Raw genomic sequence first — 19,351 nt, forward strand, 5'->3', positions numbered from 1 at the left:
CGGCGATTTCAGTCGACTTTTTTATTTTGTAGCATGATCTCTCTGTATGCAACGGTGATTACTCCCAGGCTTGAGTATATTGTACAGTTTTTAGAAACAGAAATGTTTGGGGAAAAAATACATCTTGAAAGCAGCCAGGAGCTGTTTTTAAAGGCAGCGGGTTTTAAAATAAACTACTCTCCTTACTTATTTGACGATGTTTTTCGCATCCATCCTGCGGGTATTTTGCATGAAAAAGAGATCAAAGAACAATTTATTCAACTCTTTGAGTATCAAAAAAAGAAGGCCTTTTTTGCCACCGGCGGAGATTACCCTTTTGATATTTTTTCTGCTATTTTTTATTTGTTGTCACGATATGAAGAATATCTTCCTTTTGAGGCAGACTCATTGGGGCGCTTTCCACACGAGGCTTCTTTAGCTTATAAAGGTGGTTTTCTGCACGAACCGTTGATAAACCTGTGGTTAAACGATTTTAAAAATTACCTGCACGAACATTACGGATATCAGCATTTTAGGGTACGAAAGTTCAATTGTTTACTCACTTATGATATAGATATCGCCTTTGCTTATACGAATAAACCATGGTGGCAGGTTTTAGGAGGAGGTTTAAAGGATATTTATCATCGCAGATGGAATCTTGTAAAGGAAAGATGGAACGTAGCGGTTAACCGGCAGCACGACCCTTACAATGTTTATGAGTGGTTAGATGCTATGCATCTGTATTGCAGGATGCCGGCTTATTTTTTCTTTCTGGTAGCTAAAAAGAAAAAAGGACTCGATAGAAATATCTCTACCAAAAATAGAAATTTTCAATACCTGATTGAGTATTACTCGAAACATCACAGGGTAGGACTTCATCCTTCTATCCAGGCTGGCAGAAGTTACTTTCATCTGAAGGCTGAAAAAGAATGGCTGGAAGTGTATACCGAAAAAGAAACTATTCATACGCGTCAGCATTATTTGCAATTACAGTTTCCAAAAACCTATCGACGGTTAATAGAAGTCGGATTACAGAAAGACTTTACCATGGGGTATAGTAACATTAATGGTTTCAGGGCCAGCGTGTGTTCATCTTTTAACTGGTATGACTTACAGGAAGAGAAGATAACAGACCTGCTGGTGTATCCGTTTTGCTTCATGGATGCAGCGTCTTTTTATCATCTTAAACAAACTCCTCAACAAGCTTATCACGAGTTAGTAAAATATTATGATACCATCAAGCGCTTAAACGGCCTGATGATTTCTACCTGGCATAATACCATTCTCAGTAATGGTGCTATGTATACGGGCTGGAGGGATATGTATGAAATATTTATGAAAGATACGGTTTACTGGGACGCTTATTCCGGTTCATAAGCCGGTTGTTTTTTTGAGTCTCTTTTACTACCTATATTGATTAGCCGCACACCTGCCAGGGTTACCAAACCACCGATACCTATATAAATCGTTAGTTTTTCCTGAAACAACAGTGCTCCTACTAACATAGCAATCACCGGGTTCATATAAGCATAAATTGATGCTTGTTCTGTACTCAGGTTTTGTAAAGCATACAAGTACGCCATGTAAGCTAATACAGAACCGAATACGACCAGGTAGGCAATCGATGTCCAGGCTTGCCATGGTATTTCATTCAGGGGAACGGTTTGTTTGGTTGTATAAGCAATGAGTGAGGTTGTTAAACCGCTGAATAACATTTGAAAGCCAAGGCTGAAATAAGGATTAAAATTAGCTGCCTGTGATTTGGTATATAATGTACCAAATGCCCAGCTCAAACTGGCAAAGAGAGAAACTATAATTCCGAATCTGAAATGAGGATTGAGAAAATCTAACAAATGATCATAGAAGATAATACATACTCCGGCAAAACCTAAAAGCAGTCCGGTAAAAGTAACTGCATTGATGATAGATTTTTTGAAAAGTAAGTTTATAATAACAATCCAGAGTGGAAAAATAGCAGCAATGATAGCTCCAAGTCCGCCAGTGATATATTTAACTCCCCAGGTGGAGAGGCCATTAGATAAAAAGAAGTTCAGCAGGCTGAGTATGATAATGGGAATCCATTCTTTTCCTTTTGGATAAGTGGCACCTTTGATGGTGAAAAATAAAACGTAGAGCAGTCCGCCAATCGACTGACGTATACCTGCCAGTTGAAATACCGGCATATATTGAACTCCCTGACGGGATGCTACCCAGGTAGTTCCCCAGAAGAAACATACCATAGCCAAGGCGATAAGTGCTTTTACACGCACTGATTTTGGGGCCGCCAACTTCATAAATAAAAGTTGAGAGTGAAGAATCGAAAATGGAAAGCGATACTTAAATTTTTATAAATCGTGCAATCACTTTCCATTCACCATTCTCAATTATCCACTAGTGTTTAAAGTGTCTCATGCCGGTCATTACCATTGCCAGATTATTTTCCTGACAGTAAGCGATAGAATCTTTGTCACGAACAGATCCGCCAGGTTGAATAAAGGCTGTAATACCTGCCTGATGCCCAAGCTGCACACAGTCATTGAAAGGGAAAAATGCATCGCTCGACAATACTGCACCGTTTAGATCGAAATTGAATTGTTTTGCTTTTTCTACAGCATGACGAAGTGCGTCGATTCTGGATGTTTGTCCACAACCTTTACCGATCAGCTGTTTGTTTTTCACTAAAGCAATTGCATTTGACTTCAGGTGTTTGCATACGATGTTGGCAAATGCAAGATCAGATTGCTCCGCTTCACTGGTATTTCTACCGCCAACTTCTTCCCATTTTTCATAATTGCCTGTATCAGCGCCCTGCACTAATACGCCGTTCAATACTGATTTATAAGTTTGAGTCGGTAATGCTTTATCTGATAATTGTAGTAAAATTCTGTTTTTCTTAGATTTCAGTACTTCTAATGCATCTTCATTGAATGCAGGTGCAATCAATACCTCAAAGAAAATTTCGTTGATTGCGTTGGCCGTAGCAATATCAATGTTTTTATTAGTAACCAATACACCGCCAAATGCACTTTCCGGGTCGCCTGCCAAACCGCTATCCCATGCTTCTTTTACAGTGCTGCGTGCAGCAATGCCACAAACGTTGGTATGTTTGATAATAGCAAACACTGCTTCATCCTGATTAATACCTGCAGGTAATTGCTGAAAGTCTTTAATTAATTGTACGGCAGCGTCAACATCTACCAGATTGTTATAGGAAAGTTCTTTTCCGTTCAATTGAGTGAATAGCTCATTCAGGTTACCGAAAAACACACCATTCTGGTGAGGGTTTTCACCATAGCGCATTGTTTTAGCCTGTGGTACTGATTGAATGAAATATTGATTGAATTCGTTGTTAAAGTACTGGAAGATGGCTACATCATAATGTGCAACGATTTCAAATGCTTTGGCAGCATATGCTCTTCGTTGTTCAATAGTAGTAGTACCGTTTTGATCTTTTAATAATTGAGTTAAACCGGGGTAGTCATCTTTTGATGCCAATACTACCAGGTCTTTATGATTTTTGGCTGCACCTCTGATCATAGAAGGCCCGCCGATATCAATTTTTTCGATAATCATTTTTTCGGCTTCCTCAGAAGTCAGCTCTTTATTGGCTGCTACGCTGGCAACTGTTTCTTCGAACGGATAAAGATCCACAATTACCAGGTCGATTTCAGGAATGCCGAATTGTTTCATTTCTTCCAGGTCCTTCGAAACATCCCTGCGACCCAAAATTCCACCGAACACAGTCGGATGTAGCGTTTTTACACGTCCACCTAAAATTGAAGGATAGGTGGTAAGGTTTTCTACCGGAACAACTGGAATACCCAACTTTTCTATAAAGGCCTGGGTTCCGCCGGTTGAATATATGGTAATACCTTGTTGATGTAATTCCTGCACCAGGGGTTCCAGACCATCTTTATAGAACACTGAAATGAGGGCAGAATTGATTTTTTTCGTCATACTTGTGATGTTTTGCAAACCATTTTGAAAGAAAGCGCGAAGTTAAACTAATGTATCTGCATCACAAAAGACCCGCCTTGATTTATAGGATATAATTGTACAGGACTTATTAAGTCTTTGTTGTGGTTTAAAACAGTGCTGTCTGGTATAGATTTACTCCGATGAATGATTTTCTGACGATTGATAATGAGCAGTTCATCCTTTATCTCGAGAATATGATTCTTAAAGTAGATCGATTGAGGTTTTAAAGATGTTGTAGTACTTCTTTTTACACCCAGATAGCTTCTGGTATTCAATGTTTTATGATATGAGGAGGAACTTGTATCCCCCCAGAAAAAAGACCGTTGATCCGCAATTATTTCAATTTGCCATTGATTTTGATGTAAAGAAACGATCAGGTGTGGCGGAGGAATAGTTGCTCATTGAACAACCGGTATTGTAATAATAATGACACCGCTGAAAAGGTAGCGCTTTAGCATATCAGATTGACGTGATACACTAAACAAAATGATTAGCAGATAAGCGGCTAATAAGTGCTCTATGTTGAAACTGAAGTTTCTGAGCAGCAGGAAATCTCATTGGTTTAGCCACAGAATCGATTCGTTCAGCAGCATAAAAAGTGTTTCATTGACATACCTCAGTAACGAACCCAGCAAACTGATGGGGTGTACAATTAAAAGTAATAGTAAAGTATAGATAAGCAGGGTTGATAACGGAATGGCTATCATATTAGAAAAAAGAAGATGTAATGGAAGTTGTTTAAAGTAATAACAACAAACCGGCAAAGTGAGTATCTGTGCGGCCATTGTAATGGCCACAAGGTCTTCAATGGGCTTCAGTATTTTGTAAGGTGAGTAGAGCAGCCGTTTAAAAAAGTTTTGAAATAACTGAATGCTCAGAACGGCCAGATAAGATAACTGGAATCCCACGTGAAAAATTCATTCAGGTTGAAAAAATAGTAGTAGAAAGGCACTGCCAGCCAACAGGTTAAATTTGCCTGTTGCGATTTTTTTTCGTTGAAGATTAGTCATTACAGATGCCCGCAACACAGATGGGCCGGCTCCGGCGACCAGGCTGTAAATCCACATACCGATAAAAGCAAGAGGCTTCAACCATCGGTTTCAGCCGAATAGCCAAAGCAGGCAGCCTATAATCAGCTGCATATGCATTCCTGAGATGGCAATAATATGAGTAATACCTGTATTGCTATATGCTTCCAGCAGCTCATTATCAACTTGTTGTGTGTTTCCTATCAGAAGTGCCACTGCTAAACCGGCATTTTCCGGTAAAAAATAGGTGTTCATCACATCAATAATAAAGTATTGAATACTGTAAATCTGCTTTTTTCATCCCTTTAATGCTTGGCAATCAACAATGTTTTCTTCAGAAATGGCTGCTGTATAAAAGACATTTTGTTGCCTGAGATACCGGTGAAAGGAGAAATCTGCTGGTAAAACCGGCTCGCGGCTTTCCCTCAGGTATAAATTTGTTCGTAAAGTAGCTGAAGATATAATGTTTTGATTTTCAGTGTTTAATCGTAAAAATATTTTGAAATGGCAAGGAATGGCTTTCGACTGGATATAAAGTGAATCGACAGTGGCGATAGTATAATAAGAGGTTCGTCCTTTTTTTATGATACTGTTTAGTGAAACATGTGCTATTAACCGCTTCTCAGACAAATGTTGGCGGGGTAAGTGCGGTACTAATGTAGAAAAATTTACCAGACCTGTTGACAATATAATAAAAATTATGTATAAAGATCTAAGGCTTTCGCTGTATAAGTTAGTTGTGTTATACAATAAATTGTAAATCAACAGAATGGAAATGACAATCAAAAGTGGGCCGAAATAACTGCAAAAATTGAAATCTGTAAAAAAGGAGATAATAAGACCGGTAAAATAAGGTGGAATTAACCGTAAAAAAGGGTGCGATTTGAGAAATATGTACGGTGCTTTATGGTTCATATAGACGGTGTTATAATACTATACGAATAAGAAACACCGTTAGATTAAAGAAAGAAAAAAGGGTTATCTGTATTTTGGAAAGGCGATTACTGATAACCCTTTTGAACAAACTGATCAGGCTTGAAAAATTCCTCAAGCTGTGTGACATAACTTGAGGAATGTAATTTTCACAGTGATATTGGATTTAAAACACGGGATGATAGCAACTCTCCACATCTAAAGTCCTACAATATTTTCTAATAGCCATGAAAAACGGCTTATTTTAATAACGGTAAATTAACCGTGTGAAGACGGTGTAAAAGATACCGTTATTTAACGGTGTGTAGCATGTGTAATAAAACGGTAAGTTTGCGTTTTATCAACGGTAAATTGAGGGGTAAAATCACGTAATTTGATGATTTATATCATCTTACAAATTATTATAATTTATAATTATTTGTAAAACATGCTCTTATGCTGAGCTGGCAAGCTGTATCCGTCCTACTTTTGAGTTGTCAAACAAACGTTCACATTTTCAAAACCCCCAACTATGACAACAATTGAAAAAAAATTAGTAAGACGCGGAAAACTTGTAAATACAGAGCATGTAGATACAGTGATCAGAACCTATAAACAAGAGCGTTGGGTTCAAAATTCAGACAGAATTGGTAAAGAGGACTCTCTGAGTGCCTGGTTCGGTCTGGAAGAAATGGAGCAGTTTATCGCAATGGCTAAACAACACGGCGCAGATGGTATCAAGGTTTATTACGCTGCGTATCCATCTGATTTTGAGGTAGAAGAATACAGAGACCGTCAAACCGTTGTATTCGTAGGTACTAAAACTTCTAATACAGACTTCGGAGTGGTTAATAAAGACATCTATTTCAAAACAAATGATGGCAGCAGCATCCTGGCATTCAACTACGGAAATCTTTGTCCTCCGTTCTGCAGAGAAAAAGAAGAAGGTAAAGAAGGAGAAGGCGGATCAGGTATTTTCGAAAACATGGGTCAGACAATCGGATTGGCAGTAATCGACAGAGGAGAAAAAGGTATACAAGTAGTATAATTTTAAATACTTTAAAAAAGTCTCAGCTTAGCTGGGACTTTTTTTTATCTTTCCGAAAATATATCCGGTGGGCCTTCATACGTTAATAATTATTTGTGTAACACTGATTTTTTCATTGTTTTTCTGTTTCAGAAAAGATCAGGTGGGTTATTTAAGATATTTTCCCTTTTTTCTGTTGCTTCAATTATTGATGGAAAGCTATTCGTACTATTTATGGAGTAACTTTCAATCGACTACCACTATTTATAATCTTTATACAAATTTTTCGATAGGATTCTATCTGTTTATTTTGCGTGATGCAGTGCAAAGTAAAACAGCAAAGAAATATATGGCAGTGGCCATTTTGGTGATGGCTGTTTTCTTTGTAAATACCTTGCTCAATAAAAACCCGCTCTTCAATACTTATTCGTACATGCTTGCCTCTACATTTATTATTTCGGCCTGCGTGTACTATTTATTTGAAATTTTCCGATTTGCCAATAGCCCCAACTTATTAAAAGAATCTGCTTTCTGGATCTGTACTGCTCTCTTGTTTATGTATGTTTCGGGCTTTATGTTATTATCAACAGCAAATCTGCTCGAGAATGCTTCTATCGAAGTAATCAGAAACCTGAAAATCATACTGAAGATTATTAATTATTTGTTTTATATATTATTATGTATGGCATTTAGTTGTAGATATATTTTTAAAAGTTAATATCAAATCATGTATCCGGGTATCCGTTTTTTTCCGATACCTTTGGATTCATAAAATATTTTCTTTTCAATGAATACATCAGAAAAAGAGTTATACGCCATTGTTCTAGTGGGTTTTGTACTGGCATTTGTTTTGGTGGTATTCGTTGTTTCGATTGTATTTTTATATCAACGCAGAAAGCATAAACAGGATAAACTTTTAGCAGAACTAGCCGCACAATACCAGGAAGAATTATTAAGATCGCAATTAGAGATACAGGAAGAAACGATGAAATCACTTGCCCAGGAATTGCATGATAATATCGGTCAAATGCTTTCAGTTGTAAAACTTTCTCTGGCTATTTTACCGGTTGAAAAAGAACACCCCGCCGCAGAACCTATAAAATCTGTCAAAACTAACCTGAACCAGGCAATTATAGATCTGGCCAATCTTACGAAAGGATTGCATTCAGAACGGATTTCAAGAGTCGGTTTAACCGAATCGATGCGATTTGAACTGATAAATTTAGAAAAATCAAACCTTTTGGAAGTTCATTGTGATATAGAAGAAGAACTAAGTTACCCGGATGAAAAGAAAACGGTGATTGCATTCAGGATTTTCCAGGAGTTATTGAATAACGTTTTGAAACATGCGGAAGCTACTAAACTTGCGGTAATAGCGAAAAAAGTGGATGATGTTATTAAAATTGTGATGACTGATAACGGAAAAGGTTTTAACTTAGAAGAGAAACAAACTTCGGCTAACTCAAGTGCCGGATTAGGTTTAAAGAATTTATTTAATAGAGCAAAACTGATAGGAGCGAAACTTGATTATGAAACAGCCGTAGGGAAAGGCACGGTTGTTACCATAGAGTTACCGCTTTAGACTAAAATGGTTGAAATTTGATCAAATGGGTGTGACAAAAGAAAAATTTCAAGTAGCTATTGCCGATGATCACACGCTGATGCGTGGTGCTTTAGCGACCTTGATCAATTCGTTAGACAATTACAATATTGTTTTTGAAGCCAGCAGTGGTAAAGGAATTAAAGAGAAAATTTCTCAGCATATCATTCCCGACATTGTTTTGTTGGATGTAAATATGCCTGATATGGACGGCTATGAAACCGTTAGCTGGATTCATAAAAATTATCCTCAGATCAAAGTGCTGGCGTTATCCATGTCGAATGAAGAAAGTACAATCATTCGGATGCTGAAACTGGGCGCTAAGGGATACATTATGAAAAACGCCGAACCGGAAGAGTTAAAACTGGCTTTAGATTCCGTTATCCAGAAAAACTTTTACCTCTCTGAGTTTATTTCCGGTAAAATTATCTCCGGTCTGCATAACAATGCCGATAAGCTGGATGAGCAGATTGTACTGAATGATAAAGAGAAAGAATTTTTGCAATGGGTTTGTACTGAAATGACTTATAAAGAAATTGCAGCAAAAATGTTTGTTTCGCCCAGAACTGTTGAGGATTATAGAAATGCACTTTTCGATAAAACAAAAGTGAAAACGAGAGTCGGATTGGTACTCTATGCAATAAAAAATAATTTGGTGGATCTGTAAATGTAGAATGGAGGTTGCCTATGGTTATTTCTTCTATGTTTGACAGATTAAATATTTTCATAAAAAAATCCCCGACAATTATGTCGGGGATTTTTATTTTACTATTTCGATAAGTGCATTGATCTTTCTCTGTATAACTGGCGGAAGTAAGGATCTTTTAAATCTTTGATGAAACGGATCGCTTCACCGGTTGATTTCATTTCTGGTCCTAACTCTTTATTCACCCCGGGGAATTTTTCAAAACTGAATACAGGTTCTTTAATGGCGTATCCCTGTAAGTTTTTAGAAAAAGTAAATTCTTTCAGTTTTTTTGCTCCCAGCATTACTTTAGTAGCAACGTTTAAATAAGGGATCTGGTAAGCTTTTGCAATAAACGGTGTTGTTCTTGAAGCTCTCGGATTAGCTTCGATTACATATACTTTACCGTCTTTGATCGCAAACTGAATATTGATTAAGCCGCGGATGTTTAACTCGAAAGCAATTTTGCGGGCATATTCTTCCATTGTTTCCACTACCATCGGAGACAGGTTAAATTGCGGCAAAACCGCGTTACTGTCGCCAGAGTGAATACCGGCAGGTTCAATATGCTCCATTACTCCCATAATGTGAACATCGTCGCCGTCGCAGATAGCGTCTACTTCTGCTTCCTGACAACGGTCAAGGAAATGGTCGATCAGGATTTTGTTACCCGGAATATGTTTCAATAAACTTACTACTGCACTTTCAAGTTCTTCGTCGTTGATAACGATTCTCATTCTTTGTCCGCCTAATACATAACTAGGGCGAACGAGTACGGGATATCCTACTCTGTTGGCTACTTCAATGGCATCATCTACGTTATAAGCGGTTCCGTAATCAGGGTAAGGAATATTTAATTCTTTTAACATGTCGCTGAAACGACCACGATCTTCAGCAATATCCATGTTTTCGAAGCTGGTTCCGATGATTTTGATTCCTTTTTCATTCAGGCGTTCAGCCAGTTTTAAAGCTGTTTGTCCACCTAACTGTACAATCACACCTTCAGGTTTTTCCAGTTCAATGATTTCCCACAAATGTTCCCAGAAAACGGGCTCGAAGTATAATTTATCGGCCATATCGAAGTCGGTACTAACTGTTTCAGGGTTACAGTTTACCATAATAGCTTCATATCCGCATTCTTTCAGTGCTAACAGGCCGTGCACACAGCAGTAGTCGAACTCGATACCTTGTCCGATTCTGTTAGGACCTGAGCCTAATACGATTACTTTCTTTTTATTGCTTACTTTACTTTCGTTGTAGTTACCGTTTTCGAAAGTTGAATAGAAATAAGGAGTTTTTGCTTCGAATTCTGCGCTACAGGTATCTACCATTTTGAATACTCTGGTAATTCCTGCTGCTTTACGTTTTTCGTATACTTTTTCGTCGTTGCCATCTTGCATGATCAACGAGATTTGCTGATCGCTGAATCCTAAGAATTTTGCATCTTTCAGCAATTCTGTAGGAAGGTTTTCAAGTTTGTGTTTAGCGATCTCTTTTTCCATATCAACGATTTTTTGAATTTCGTTGATAAACCAACGGTCGATGCCGGTGGCTTTGTGGATGGTATTGATAGAAACTCCTTGCATTAAAGCATCTTTGATGCGGAAAATTCTATCCCATTTCGGCGTTTTGATATATTCGATAATATCATCAGCCTTCATAATATTTTTAGTGTAGTTACCTAAACCTACCGCATTGTTTTCTAAACTTTGACAAGCTTTTTGGATAGCTTCTGCGAAACTTCTGCCGATAGACATTACTTCTCCTACCGATTTCATCTGTAATCCTAGGGTATCGTTTGACCCCTTGAATTTATCGAAGTTCCAGCGTGGCATTTTTACGATGACGTAATCTAATGCCGGTTCAAAATAGGCTGAAGTGCTTTGAGTGATTTGGTTTTTCAGTTCATCCAGGTTGTAACCGATCGCTAATTTAGAAGCTATTTTAGCGATAGGATAACCGGTTGCTTTAGAAGCCAATGCAGAAGACCGGCTTACGCGCGGGTTAATTTCTACAGAAATGATTTTCTCGGTAGCCGGATCCATTGCAAACTGAACGTTACAACCGCCTGCAAAATTTCCGAGGCTACGCATCATTAAGATAGCTTTGTTACGCATTTCCTGGAAAGCGGTATCGCTTAATGTCATTGCCGGAGCAACGGTGATAGAATCACCTGTGTGAACCCCCATCGGGTCTACGTTTTCTACCGTACAAATGATCGCAACGTTATCGTTTTTATCTCTTAAAAGTTCTAATTCGTACTCTTTCCAGCCTAATACTGCTTTTTCAACTAATACTTCGTGAATGGGAGATGCTTTTAAACCTTTTTCAAGGGCAGCTTCCAATTCGCTTTTATCGTGTACAAATCCGCCACCGGAACCGCCTAAAGTGAAAGAAGGGCGAATTACCAAAGGAAAACCGATTTCCTGGGCGAACTCTTTACCTTCTAATAAGGAGTTGGCAACTCTGGAAGGTGCTACAGGAACTCCGACTCTTACCATTAATTGTCTGAATTTCTCACGATCCTCTGCAGTATCAATGGCATCTACATCCACACCGATCATTTGCACATTGTACTTTTCCCAGATTCCTAATTCAGCCGCTTCTTTAGCAAGGTTGAGTGCGGTTTGACCACCCATGGTGGGTAAAACAGAATCAATCTCATTTTCCTGTAAAATTTGTTCGATACTCTCTACAGTCAGTGGTAGGAGGTAAACTTTATCTGCCATCATAGGGTCTGTCATGATGGTAGCAGGATTACTATTAATAAGGGTAACTTTAATTCCTTCTTCCCTTAAGCTTCTTGCGGCCTGAGAGCCAGAGTAATCAAACTCGCAAGCTTGTCCAATAACAATGGGTCCGGAACCGATAATTAAAACTGACTGAATAGAGGTGTCTTTGGGCATCTTCCTAAAAGCTGTTTTTTAAACCTATTTAAAAATGAGTCTTTGGCGTTTGTCGATTGACAAATTGCGCAAAAGTAATTCAGTATGCTGACTTTTACCCCTATTTTTTCATAAAATTTAATAAAATTTTTACCCGGACATAAAAAAAGCCCTGAGTACAAATGACTCAGAGCCTGAATTGCTAGCCTTTAGAATATATTTAAGAGGTATGATACGTGTTTATTTCAATATCATCTAATCTTATATCGCCATTCTGCTGATATAACTTAGCTTGTTGTTTCTCAGTAAAATACGATTTAATCTTGAAGTTGAATTTATCTTTTGCAACATCACCTTTAACCATGCCTACCAAAAAGCCGGTTAAGTAAATTCCAACCCCAGCCATTCTTTGAATCATTTTTTTCATAGCTTAAAATTTTTGTGGTGAGGGCCTATACAAACTAAGACAACCTTCATTTTAAAAATGCTGTTCGATACGCCAATTTTTTTTTATTTGTTCCATTTACATGCCTAAAATTTAGTGGCGGTATTAATTTATAGTTAAAACAATTATTTATAAGAGCCTAATCAGTGGCTTTGTGACCGAAAACGGGCAAAAAAGATAACTTTTATAAAAGAAACTCGCTCATTACTGATTAGTAATTAGTTTTGCTCTAATCATAAAAGAATCGTTGTGAGAAGAATCTTCAGTTTTTGCCTGTTGTTTGGTCTGGTTGCCGAGTCATTTGCTCAGGGGTATTATAGAAATCCGACAGATTTGCCGATGTTGCTGAGTGGTAATTTCGGGGAATTGCGCCCCAATCATTATCACATGGGTTTAGATATTAAAACGGCAGCTGTTGAAAATAAGCCGATTTATGCAGCAGCAGACGGCTTTGTTTCGAGAATAAAGGTGGAGCCCGGTGGCTATGGTAGAGCAATTTACATTCAGCATCCCAACGGAACCACTACACTTTATGCGCATTTGAATGATTTTAATCCTTCTTTGGAAAAATGGGTTAAAGAACAGCAATACCAGCAACAGTCCTGGGCGATTGACCTGTATCCCGATGAAAATATGTTTCCCTTAAAGAAAGGCAACTTTATTGCCTATAGCGGTAATACCGGCGGCTCGCTTGCACCGCACCTGCATTTTGAAATCAGAGATACAAAGGATGGTTTTAATCTGAACCCTTTATTATATCAGTTTCCGGTTGAAGACAAAATTGCGCCGATGGTAACAAGGTTGGCGATATACGACAAATCATTGTCTACTTATGAACAACAGCCAGTCATTATTGCGGTGAAAAATGCAGGTAGCAACAGATATATCACACAGCCTGGAGTGGTGAAAGTGAATGCGAAAAAAATCGTACTGGGTTTTTCTGCTTACGATACACATAATAACTCGCACAATAAAAATGGTATTTACAGAGCGCAGTTATTTTTGAATGGATTACCGGATATTTCATTTTTGATGGACAGTATTCATTATGAGGATACACGCTATATGAACGCACATATTGATTATAAAACGGCTACTACCCGGTCAAACTGGATTCATCAGCTTTTTCAGTTACCTGGATATTATCCGAATTCAATTTATCGTACAGATAACGGAACCGGTACGATTGATTTAAGTGATGGTAAAGAACATGCAGTAAAAATTGAAATTAGTGATGCCTACAAAAATAAATCGGTAATAGAAACCAGGCTACAATTCAGCGGGGTTGAAAAGAGAGCCGCAACTGCATCCGGAAAAATGTTTTATCCGGATATGTTAGACGGTTTTGAAGCACCGAATTGTGAGTTTTTCATTGGAGAAAAATGTTTATATGAAGCTACTCCTATCGACTATGCAGAATTGAAGGCGACAGATTCAAATGCGGTATCAGCGATGCACAAAATAGGCCAGTCATATATCCCGCTCCAAACAAAATTTCTGGTTCGCGTAAAACCAACCCGTGGGGTAGAGAACAGTTTAAGGTCTAAAACGTTAATGTTATGGACCAGTGGTACAAAAAAAGCTGCAGAAAAAGTAAACTGGAATCAGGACTGGGCTTCGGCGCAATTCAGGGATTTTGGCAATTATCAATTGGTATTGGATACGGTTGCTCCTGTTGTTAAATTTAATTTTGCAGAGGGAAGTAGCCAGGCGGGGCGTAAATCAATCAGCTTTAACGTGTCGGATAAATATGGTTATGCTAAAGTGGTTGCCACAATCGATAATCAATGGATATGTTTTACGAATGATAAATACCGTGCGTTTGTGTACAAATTTGATGAGCATTGTTTACCGGGCGAGCACGAATTAAAAGTAATCGCTACAGATCTGGTAGGAAATACCACTACTGCAACGATAAAATTTGTTAGATAATGATACAAGAAGGAATGAAAGCTCCTGCGTTTACAGGAACGGATCAGAATGGAGAAAAAATCAGATTAAAAGATTATAAAGGAAAAAAAATAGCTGTTTATTTTTATCCGAAAGACGATACACCGGCCTGTACTGCACAAGCCTGTAGTTTGAGAGATCTGCATCAGGATTTGTTAAAAGCAGGGATTGTTGTAATCGGTATCAGCCCTGATACGATTGAAAAACATAAAAAATTTGAAAGTAAGTATCAGCTGCCATTTTCGTTGATAAGTGATCCTGAGAAAAATATTATTGATGCTTTTGGCGTTTGGGGAGAGAAGAAATTGTATGGAAAAGAATATATGGGCTTAATCAGAACTACTTTTCTGATTGATGAGAAAGGGATCGTAGTGAAAGTAATCGGCCGTCCTAAAACAAAAGATCACGGAAATGAAATACTAACTGCTTTCGGGCTTAATAAGTAAAGTGTTTTTTGTTGGTGCATAAGCGGCACGTAACTTGGTAAAATGGGAAAAAAATAGTATCTTTTAAGATATAATCAGTTGTTTCATTGAAAAAGATCAGAATCAAAGAAAAATCATTTATTGCATGGGTGGCTGCTAAAGTATTAAACGCCGATCAAATGGCAATGGTTTTAGGAAAAACCATTCATTTGCATAATACCAGCATGGAAGAATTTCTGGCTGATAAAAGATGGTTCAATCATGAATTAAAGCATATTGAACAGTTTGAACAACATGGTTTTTTCCCTTTCCTGTTTAAGTATACGATTGAATCGATTAAAAACGGCTATCAAAATAATAAATATGAAATAGAGGCCCGTCAGGCTGAGTGATTAATCGTATTGCCATGTAATTTCACCTACCTGAAATTGCTGTATTTGCCCGTTATTTTCAGTTTCCAGTAATCCGTCTGCATTCACTTGTACAACCAGTGATTCAATGAATTTGCCCTGGTGCAGAAACTTTGCCATTTGCCCTCTTTTAAATAATTCGGTATTGTAGGCTGTCATAATTGTTTCGGCACTTGATTTTTGCATCCATTGCCAACGGTTCTGTAAATGTTGACACAGGATTCTGGACAGTTCGATAACGTCCCAGTTCTTACCTGTAATTTGTTTTAAAGAAACGGCTTTTGTAGAAGTGGGGGGAAATTGAGTTTGGTTGATATTAATACCGATACCCACTACCGACCAATTCCATTTCTGTGTATCAGCAGAAATTTTGTTCTCAATGAGAATGCCTACTGACTTTCTGTCACGCCATAAGATGTCGTTAGGCCATTTGATGAAAGTGGGTTCGCCGGCAAAACTGTTAAAAAAATCATAAGTCCCCAAAGCTATTGAAGCTGCAAAAAGGAACTGTTGATCAATAGATAAGGGGATATTTTCATAAATAATGGAGATCATGATGTTTTCACCGGGGGTAGATTTCCATTCTTTACCGCGTTGGCCTTTCCCTGCTGATTGTTCCAGCGCGAAAATGGCAGTTCCATGCGCTGCCAAGCCTTGTTGAATCAGACCCATGGCATAGTTGTTGGTGCTGTCGATGGTGGGTAAAACTTGCAATAGGTGGCCTATTGGTTTCATTGTAAGTAATAGTTAAAGATTTAGTATTTTTGAAAGAGCTAAATTAAGGGTTTGAGTGAACGAACTGAAGAAAATAATGTTATTCATAGAACCCTGTTTTTTATTATCAAGTTTTAAAATATTTCGTTATTGGAACAAATAACTGTGTCGACTAAGAGACCGAGTGTGAAAAGGTTAACAAAAAGCTCTAAAATTTACAAGGCAATTCTGCATGCCCTTGATGAAAAAAAAGCGGAGAAAATTGTTAGTTTAGACTTACGCAAAATTCCTGAAGCTGTTGCTGATTTTTTTATAGTTTGCGAGGCTACAAGCACTACGCAAGTGAAAGCTATTGGAGACTTTATTGAATATCATGTAAAAGAAGAACTAGATGAAGTTCCTTACAGACATGAAGGTCATCAATCAGCTCAATGGATAATTGTAGATTATGTAAACATTGTAATTCATATCATGCAGCCTGAAACCCGTAAATTCTACCGCTTAGAAGAAATGTGGAGCGATGCTGAGGATTAATTTCTAAATCAATATTTTATTGTATATTAGAAAGGTTCAATAATAAACGGTAGCAGGTTCAAATTATTAATAAGACAAAAAGCTAAAGATGTCACAAGACGAATCAAGACAACAAGCTCCCAGACGCCCGGTAGATGGGAATAGTGATAAGAAGTCCCCTAAGTTCAATATATATTGGATTTGGGCAATCATTTTCATCATCCTGGTGGGTATTCGATTTATCAGTCCGTTTAATGCCGATGCCAAAACAATCAATGAGTTGGAATTCTACTCAATGTTAGAAAAAGGGCATGTTGAAAAACTGGTGACTGTAACCAACAAGAATTTAGTTAGAGTATATATTAAGAAAGATGCACTTCAATCTTATTCTGATAAAATAGATTTAAAATCAGTTGAAGCTTCCGGAGGAAGAGCCCCGCAATTTGAATTTAAAGTGTTTAAGTCAGAGGAGTTTGATAAGCAGCTAAAAACATTTTTTACTGAACACCCAACTGTAACAGCAGTTCCTAATGATCCTATTCAGGAAGGTGAATGGTTCGGGTCAATTCTTCAGTTTATTCTTCCTTTAGTGATTATCGTCTTTATATGGGTTCTGTTGATGCGTAAAATGAGTGGTGGTGCCGGCGGTGGTAATGGCCCTGGTGGTATCTTCAATATCGGAAAATCAAAAGCAACCTTATTTGATAAAGGAACAAAAGTAAATATCACTTTCGCTGATGTAGCCGGCCTGGATGAAGCGAAGATCGAAGTGATGGAAATTGTTGACTTTTTAAAGAATCCCAAAAAATATACTGCCCTCGGGGGTAAAATTCCTAAAGGTGCATTATTAGTAGGACCTCCCGGTACCGGTAAAACTTTACTGGCAAAAGCAATGGCGGGTGAAGCACAGGTTCCTTTCTTTAGCATGAGCGGATCTGACTTCGTTGAATTATTCGTAGGAGTAGGTGCCAGCAGAGTAAGAGACCTGTTTAAGCAGGCGCGTGAGAAAGCTCCTTGTATTATTTTCATTGACGAAATTGATGCGATCGGTAGAGCGAGAGGTAAAAACTCAATGATGAGTAACGACGAAAGAGAAAGTACGCTGAACCAGATGTTGGTGGAAATGGATGGGTTTGGTGGAGATAGCGGTATTATTGTTCTTGCTGCTACTAACCGCCCGGATGTACTGGATTCGGCTTTATTAAGACCGGGACGTTTCGATCGTCAGATTTCAATTGATAAACCAGATGTAAAGGGAAGAGAAAGCATCTTCAATGTGCATTTGAAAAATATTAAAATCTCAGAAAAAGTAGACGTTCATAAATTAGCTGAACAAACACCTGGTTTTGCCGGTGCAGACATCGCTAATATTTGTAACGAAGCTGCTTTGATTGCTGCAAGAAAAGGAAAGTCTTCTGTTGAAATGAGTGACTTCCAGGATGCGGTAGACAGAGTAATCGGAGGGCTGGAAAAGAAAAATAAAATCATATCTCCGGAAGAAAAGAAAATTATTGCTTATCACGAGGCCGGACACGCTATTTGCGGATGGTATCTTGAACATGCTTATCCGCTTTTAAAAGTTACAATTGTTCCGCGCGGTGTGGCTGCATTAGGATATGCACAATACACGCCGAAAGAGCAATATTTGTATGATACCGATCAGCTCATCGATCAGATTTGTATGACTTTAGGAGGCCGGGCCAGTGAGGAAATATTCTTCGGAAAAATTTCAACCGGTGCTCAGAATGACCTTCAGCAAATTACCAGAATGGCTTACTCAATGGTAACGATTTATGGTATGAATAATAAAGTCGGTAATGTTAGCTTCTATGACCCTTCTCAGGAAAGTTCATTTACGAAGCCTTATTCTGAAGAAACTTCTAAGTTGATTGATGAAGAAGTTCGCAAACTGATTGATGCTGCTTACGAAAGAACAAAAAATCTACTGACAGAGAAGAAAGAACAGGTGGCTAAATTAGCAGAAGAATTGTTAGATAAAGAGGTTCTTTTTCAAAGTGATGTGGAAGCATTGATCGGAAAACGTCCTTACGGTGAAAAGAAAATCATTGATGATGAACATCATGAAACAGGTTCTATCAGTGAAGGAGTTCCTCCATTTGACAGCAATGTACACCCTGCTTCAAAATCAGAGTAATGAATAGCACTACACCAAAAGAAAAAATATTAAAAAAAATCAGGAAGGCGTTGACGAACTCAACGCCTATTCCTTTTTCACACAGTGAAGGAAATTCTGATGTATTTGTAAGAAGTAAAGAAGAGCTCGAGGTACAGTTTGCGCAAACCTTCACTAATCTGATGGGGAAATTTGCTTACTGTTTAAACCAAAGCGATCTGGCGGCTCAGCTCAATGCCCTGATTCAGGAAAAAGGTTGGAGTAAAATATTTTGTATAGAACAGCAAATAGATCAGCAATTATCAACTGCAGGAATACAGTCGGATAAACAGGTTTCGCTGAACGATTGTGACGTGGCTATTACCGGCTGTGAGTGTTTAGTGGCACGCACCGGTTCTATCTGGATGAGCTCGGCTCAGGAAAGCGGCAGAACTACCAGTGTGTATGCGCCTGTTCATATTTGTATTGCTTATACGCATCAGCTCGTGTATGACATTCGCGATGCGATTGAACTTACCAGAAAAAAATATGATCAACACTTTCCTTCACTGGTTACATTAGCTACCGGCCCCAGCAGAACTGCAGATATTGAAAAAACATTAGTAGTTGGAATACATGGTCCCAAAGAAGTATATGTATTTTTGGTTGACCGTTTCCAGTAAAACG

At 38.2% G+C, this 19,351-nt stretch carries 17 protein-coding genes and 1 pseudogene; 11 read left to right on the top strand and 7 right to left on the bottom strand.

Features of this window, described 5'->3' with window-relative positions:
* The first annotated feature begins 33 nt into the window (after window positions 1–33).
* Entirely contained in the window at window positions 34–1,356 is a 1,323-nt protein-coding gene (locus D9O48_RS01050) for a polysaccharide deacetylase family protein (protein ID WP_126969706.1), read from the top strand.
* Here D9O48_RS01050 and D9O48_RS01055 read toward each other — a convergent pair.
* The 4 genes and pseudogenes from D9O48_RS01055 to D9O48_RS19115 all read right to left on the bottom strand — a co-directional run bounded on the left by D9O48_RS01055 (window position 1,341) and on the right by D9O48_RS19115 (window position 5,900).
* Complete coding sequence (locus D9O48_RS01055; protein ID WP_126969708.1) at window positions 1,341–2,273, bottom strand: DMT family transporter; 933 nt, start codon at window positions 2,271–2,273, stop codon at window positions 1,341–1,343. The genes D9O48_RS01050 and D9O48_RS01055 overlap by 16 nt on opposite strands.
* Before the next feature lie 97 nt (window positions 2,274–2,370).
* The gene (gene purH / locus D9O48_RS01060) at window positions 2,371–3,936 is read right to left on the bottom strand and encodes a bifunctional phosphoribosylaminoimidazolecarboxamide formyltransferase/IMP cyclohydrolase (RefSeq protein ID WP_126969710.1); all 1,566 of its coding nucleotides are present in this window, start codon (window positions 3,934–3,936) and stop codon (window positions 2,371–2,373) included.
* 575 nt (window positions 3,937–4,511) lie between these two features.
* A pseudogene (locus D9O48_RS19000) lies at window positions 4,512–5,240 on the bottom strand (ComEC/Rec2 family competence protein).
* Between the two features lie 42 nt (window positions 5,241–5,282).
* Window positions 5,283–5,900, bottom strand: a complete 618-nt coding sequence (locus D9O48_RS19115; RefSeq protein ID WP_126969718.1) for a DUF4131 domain-containing protein — start codon at window positions 5,898–5,900, stop codon at window positions 5,283–5,285.
* A 529-nt stretch (window positions 5,901–6,429) separates the two neighbouring features.
* Between D9O48_RS19115 and D9O48_RS01085 the strand changes: the two genes are divergently transcribed.
* The 4 genes from D9O48_RS01085 to D9O48_RS01100 all read left to right on the top strand — a co-directional run bounded on the left by D9O48_RS01085 (window position 6,430) and on the right by D9O48_RS01100 (window position 9,191).
* The gene (locus tag D9O48_RS01085; protein WP_126969720.1) at window positions 6,430–6,945 is read left to right on the top strand and encodes a hypothetical protein; all 516 of its coding nucleotides are present in this window, start codon (window positions 6,430–6,432) and stop codon (window positions 6,943–6,945) included.
* A gap of 328 nt (window positions 6,946–7,273) precedes the next feature.
* Window positions 7,274–7,642: a hypothetical protein gene (locus D9O48_RS01090; RefSeq protein WP_148114538.1), complete on the top strand. Its 369-nt coding sequence runs from the start codon at window positions 7,274–7,276 to the stop codon at window positions 7,640–7,642.
* Between the two features lie 69 nt (window positions 7,643–7,711).
* Window positions 7,712–8,506, top strand: a complete 795-nt coding sequence (locus tag D9O48_RS01095; RefSeq protein WP_126969724.1) for a sensor histidine kinase — start codon at window positions 7,712–7,714, stop codon at window positions 8,504–8,506.
* Window positions 8,507–8,531: 25 nt separating this feature from the next.
* Window positions 8,532–9,191 carry a response regulator transcription factor gene (locus tag D9O48_RS01100; RefSeq protein ID WP_126969726.1) on the top strand — a complete coding sequence of 220 codons (660 nt, stop codon included), beginning with the start codon at window positions 8,532–8,534 and terminating at the stop codon, window positions 9,189–9,191.
* A 101-nt stretch (window positions 9,192–9,292) separates the two neighbouring features.
* Here D9O48_RS01100 and carB read toward each other — a convergent pair whose 3' ends face one another.
* Together carB and D9O48_RS01110 are read right to left on the bottom strand one after the other, a co-directional pair.
* The gene (gene carB / locus D9O48_RS01105) at window positions 9,293–12,115 is read right to left on the bottom strand and encodes a carbamoyl-phosphate synthase large subunit (protein ID WP_126969728.1); all 2,823 of its coding nucleotides are present in this window, start codon (window positions 12,113–12,115) and stop codon (window positions 9,293–9,295) included.
* A gap of 199 nt (window positions 12,116–12,314) precedes the next feature.
* Window positions 12,315–12,521: a hypothetical protein gene (locus D9O48_RS01110; protein ID WP_126969730.1), complete on the bottom strand. Its 207-nt coding sequence runs from the start codon at window positions 12,519–12,521 to the stop codon at window positions 12,315–12,317.
* Window positions 12,522–12,788: 267 nt separating this feature from the next.
* On the opposite strand from D9O48_RS01110, the gene D9O48_RS01115 reads away from it, so the two are divergent.
* The 3 genes from D9O48_RS01115 to D9O48_RS01125 all read left to right on the top strand — a co-directional run bounded on the left by D9O48_RS01115 (window position 12,789) and on the right by D9O48_RS01125 (window position 15,306).
* Complete coding sequence (locus D9O48_RS01115) at window positions 12,789–14,471, top strand: M23 family metallopeptidase (protein WP_126969732.1); 1,683 nt, start codon at window positions 12,789–12,791, stop codon at window positions 14,469–14,471.
* Window positions 14,471–14,935 carry a thioredoxin-dependent thiol peroxidase gene (bcp, locus tag D9O48_RS01120; protein ID WP_199750472.1) on the top strand — a complete coding sequence of 155 codons (465 nt, stop codon included), beginning with the start codon at window positions 14,471–14,473 and terminating at the stop codon, window positions 14,933–14,935. Before D9O48_RS01115 ends, bcp begins: the two co-directional genes overlap by 1 nt.
* Window positions 14,936–15,021: 86 nt before the next feature.
* Complete coding sequence (locus D9O48_RS01125; protein ID WP_126969736.1) at window positions 15,022–15,306, top strand: DUF4157 domain-containing protein; 285 nt, start codon at window positions 15,022–15,024, stop codon at window positions 15,304–15,306.
* On the opposite strand, the gene D9O48_RS01130 is transcribed toward D9O48_RS01125, so the two are convergent.
* Window positions 15,307–16,059: a biotin--[acetyl-CoA-carboxylase] ligase gene (locus tag D9O48_RS01130; RefSeq protein WP_126969738.1), complete on the bottom strand. Its 753-nt coding sequence runs from the start codon at window positions 16,057–16,059 to the stop codon at window positions 15,307–15,309.
* A 165-nt stretch (window positions 16,060–16,224) separates the two neighbouring features.
* On the opposite strand from D9O48_RS01130, the gene rsfS reads away from it, so the two are divergent.
* From rsfS to D9O48_RS01145, 3 genes are all read left to right on the top strand, one after another.
* The gene (gene rsfS / locus D9O48_RS01135) at window positions 16,225–16,572 is read left to right on the top strand and encodes a ribosome silencing factor (RefSeq protein WP_233589136.1); all 348 of its coding nucleotides are present in this window, start codon (window positions 16,225–16,227) and stop codon (window positions 16,570–16,572) included.
* An 88-nt stretch (window positions 16,573–16,660) separates the two neighbouring features.
* Entirely contained in the window at window positions 16,661–18,706 is a 2,046-nt protein-coding gene (ftsH, locus tag D9O48_RS01140; RefSeq protein ID WP_126969742.1) for an ATP-dependent zinc metalloprotease FtsH, read from the top strand.
* Window positions 18,706–19,347 (top strand): LutC/YkgG family protein, encoded by a 642-nt coding sequence (locus tag D9O48_RS01145; RefSeq protein ID WP_126969744.1) that lies wholly within the window; start codon window positions 18,706–18,708, stop codon window positions 19,345–19,347. The genes ftsH and D9O48_RS01145 overlap by 1 nt, the downstream gene beginning before the upstream one ends.
* Window positions 19,348–19,351 lie beyond the last annotated feature (4 nt).

Origin of the sequence: Gynurincola endophyticus, from assembly GCF_003991195.1 — a bacterium.
Taxonomy (GTDB): Bacteria; Bacteroidota; Bacteroidia; order Chitinophagales; family Chitinophagaceae; genus Gynurincola; species Gynurincola endophyticus.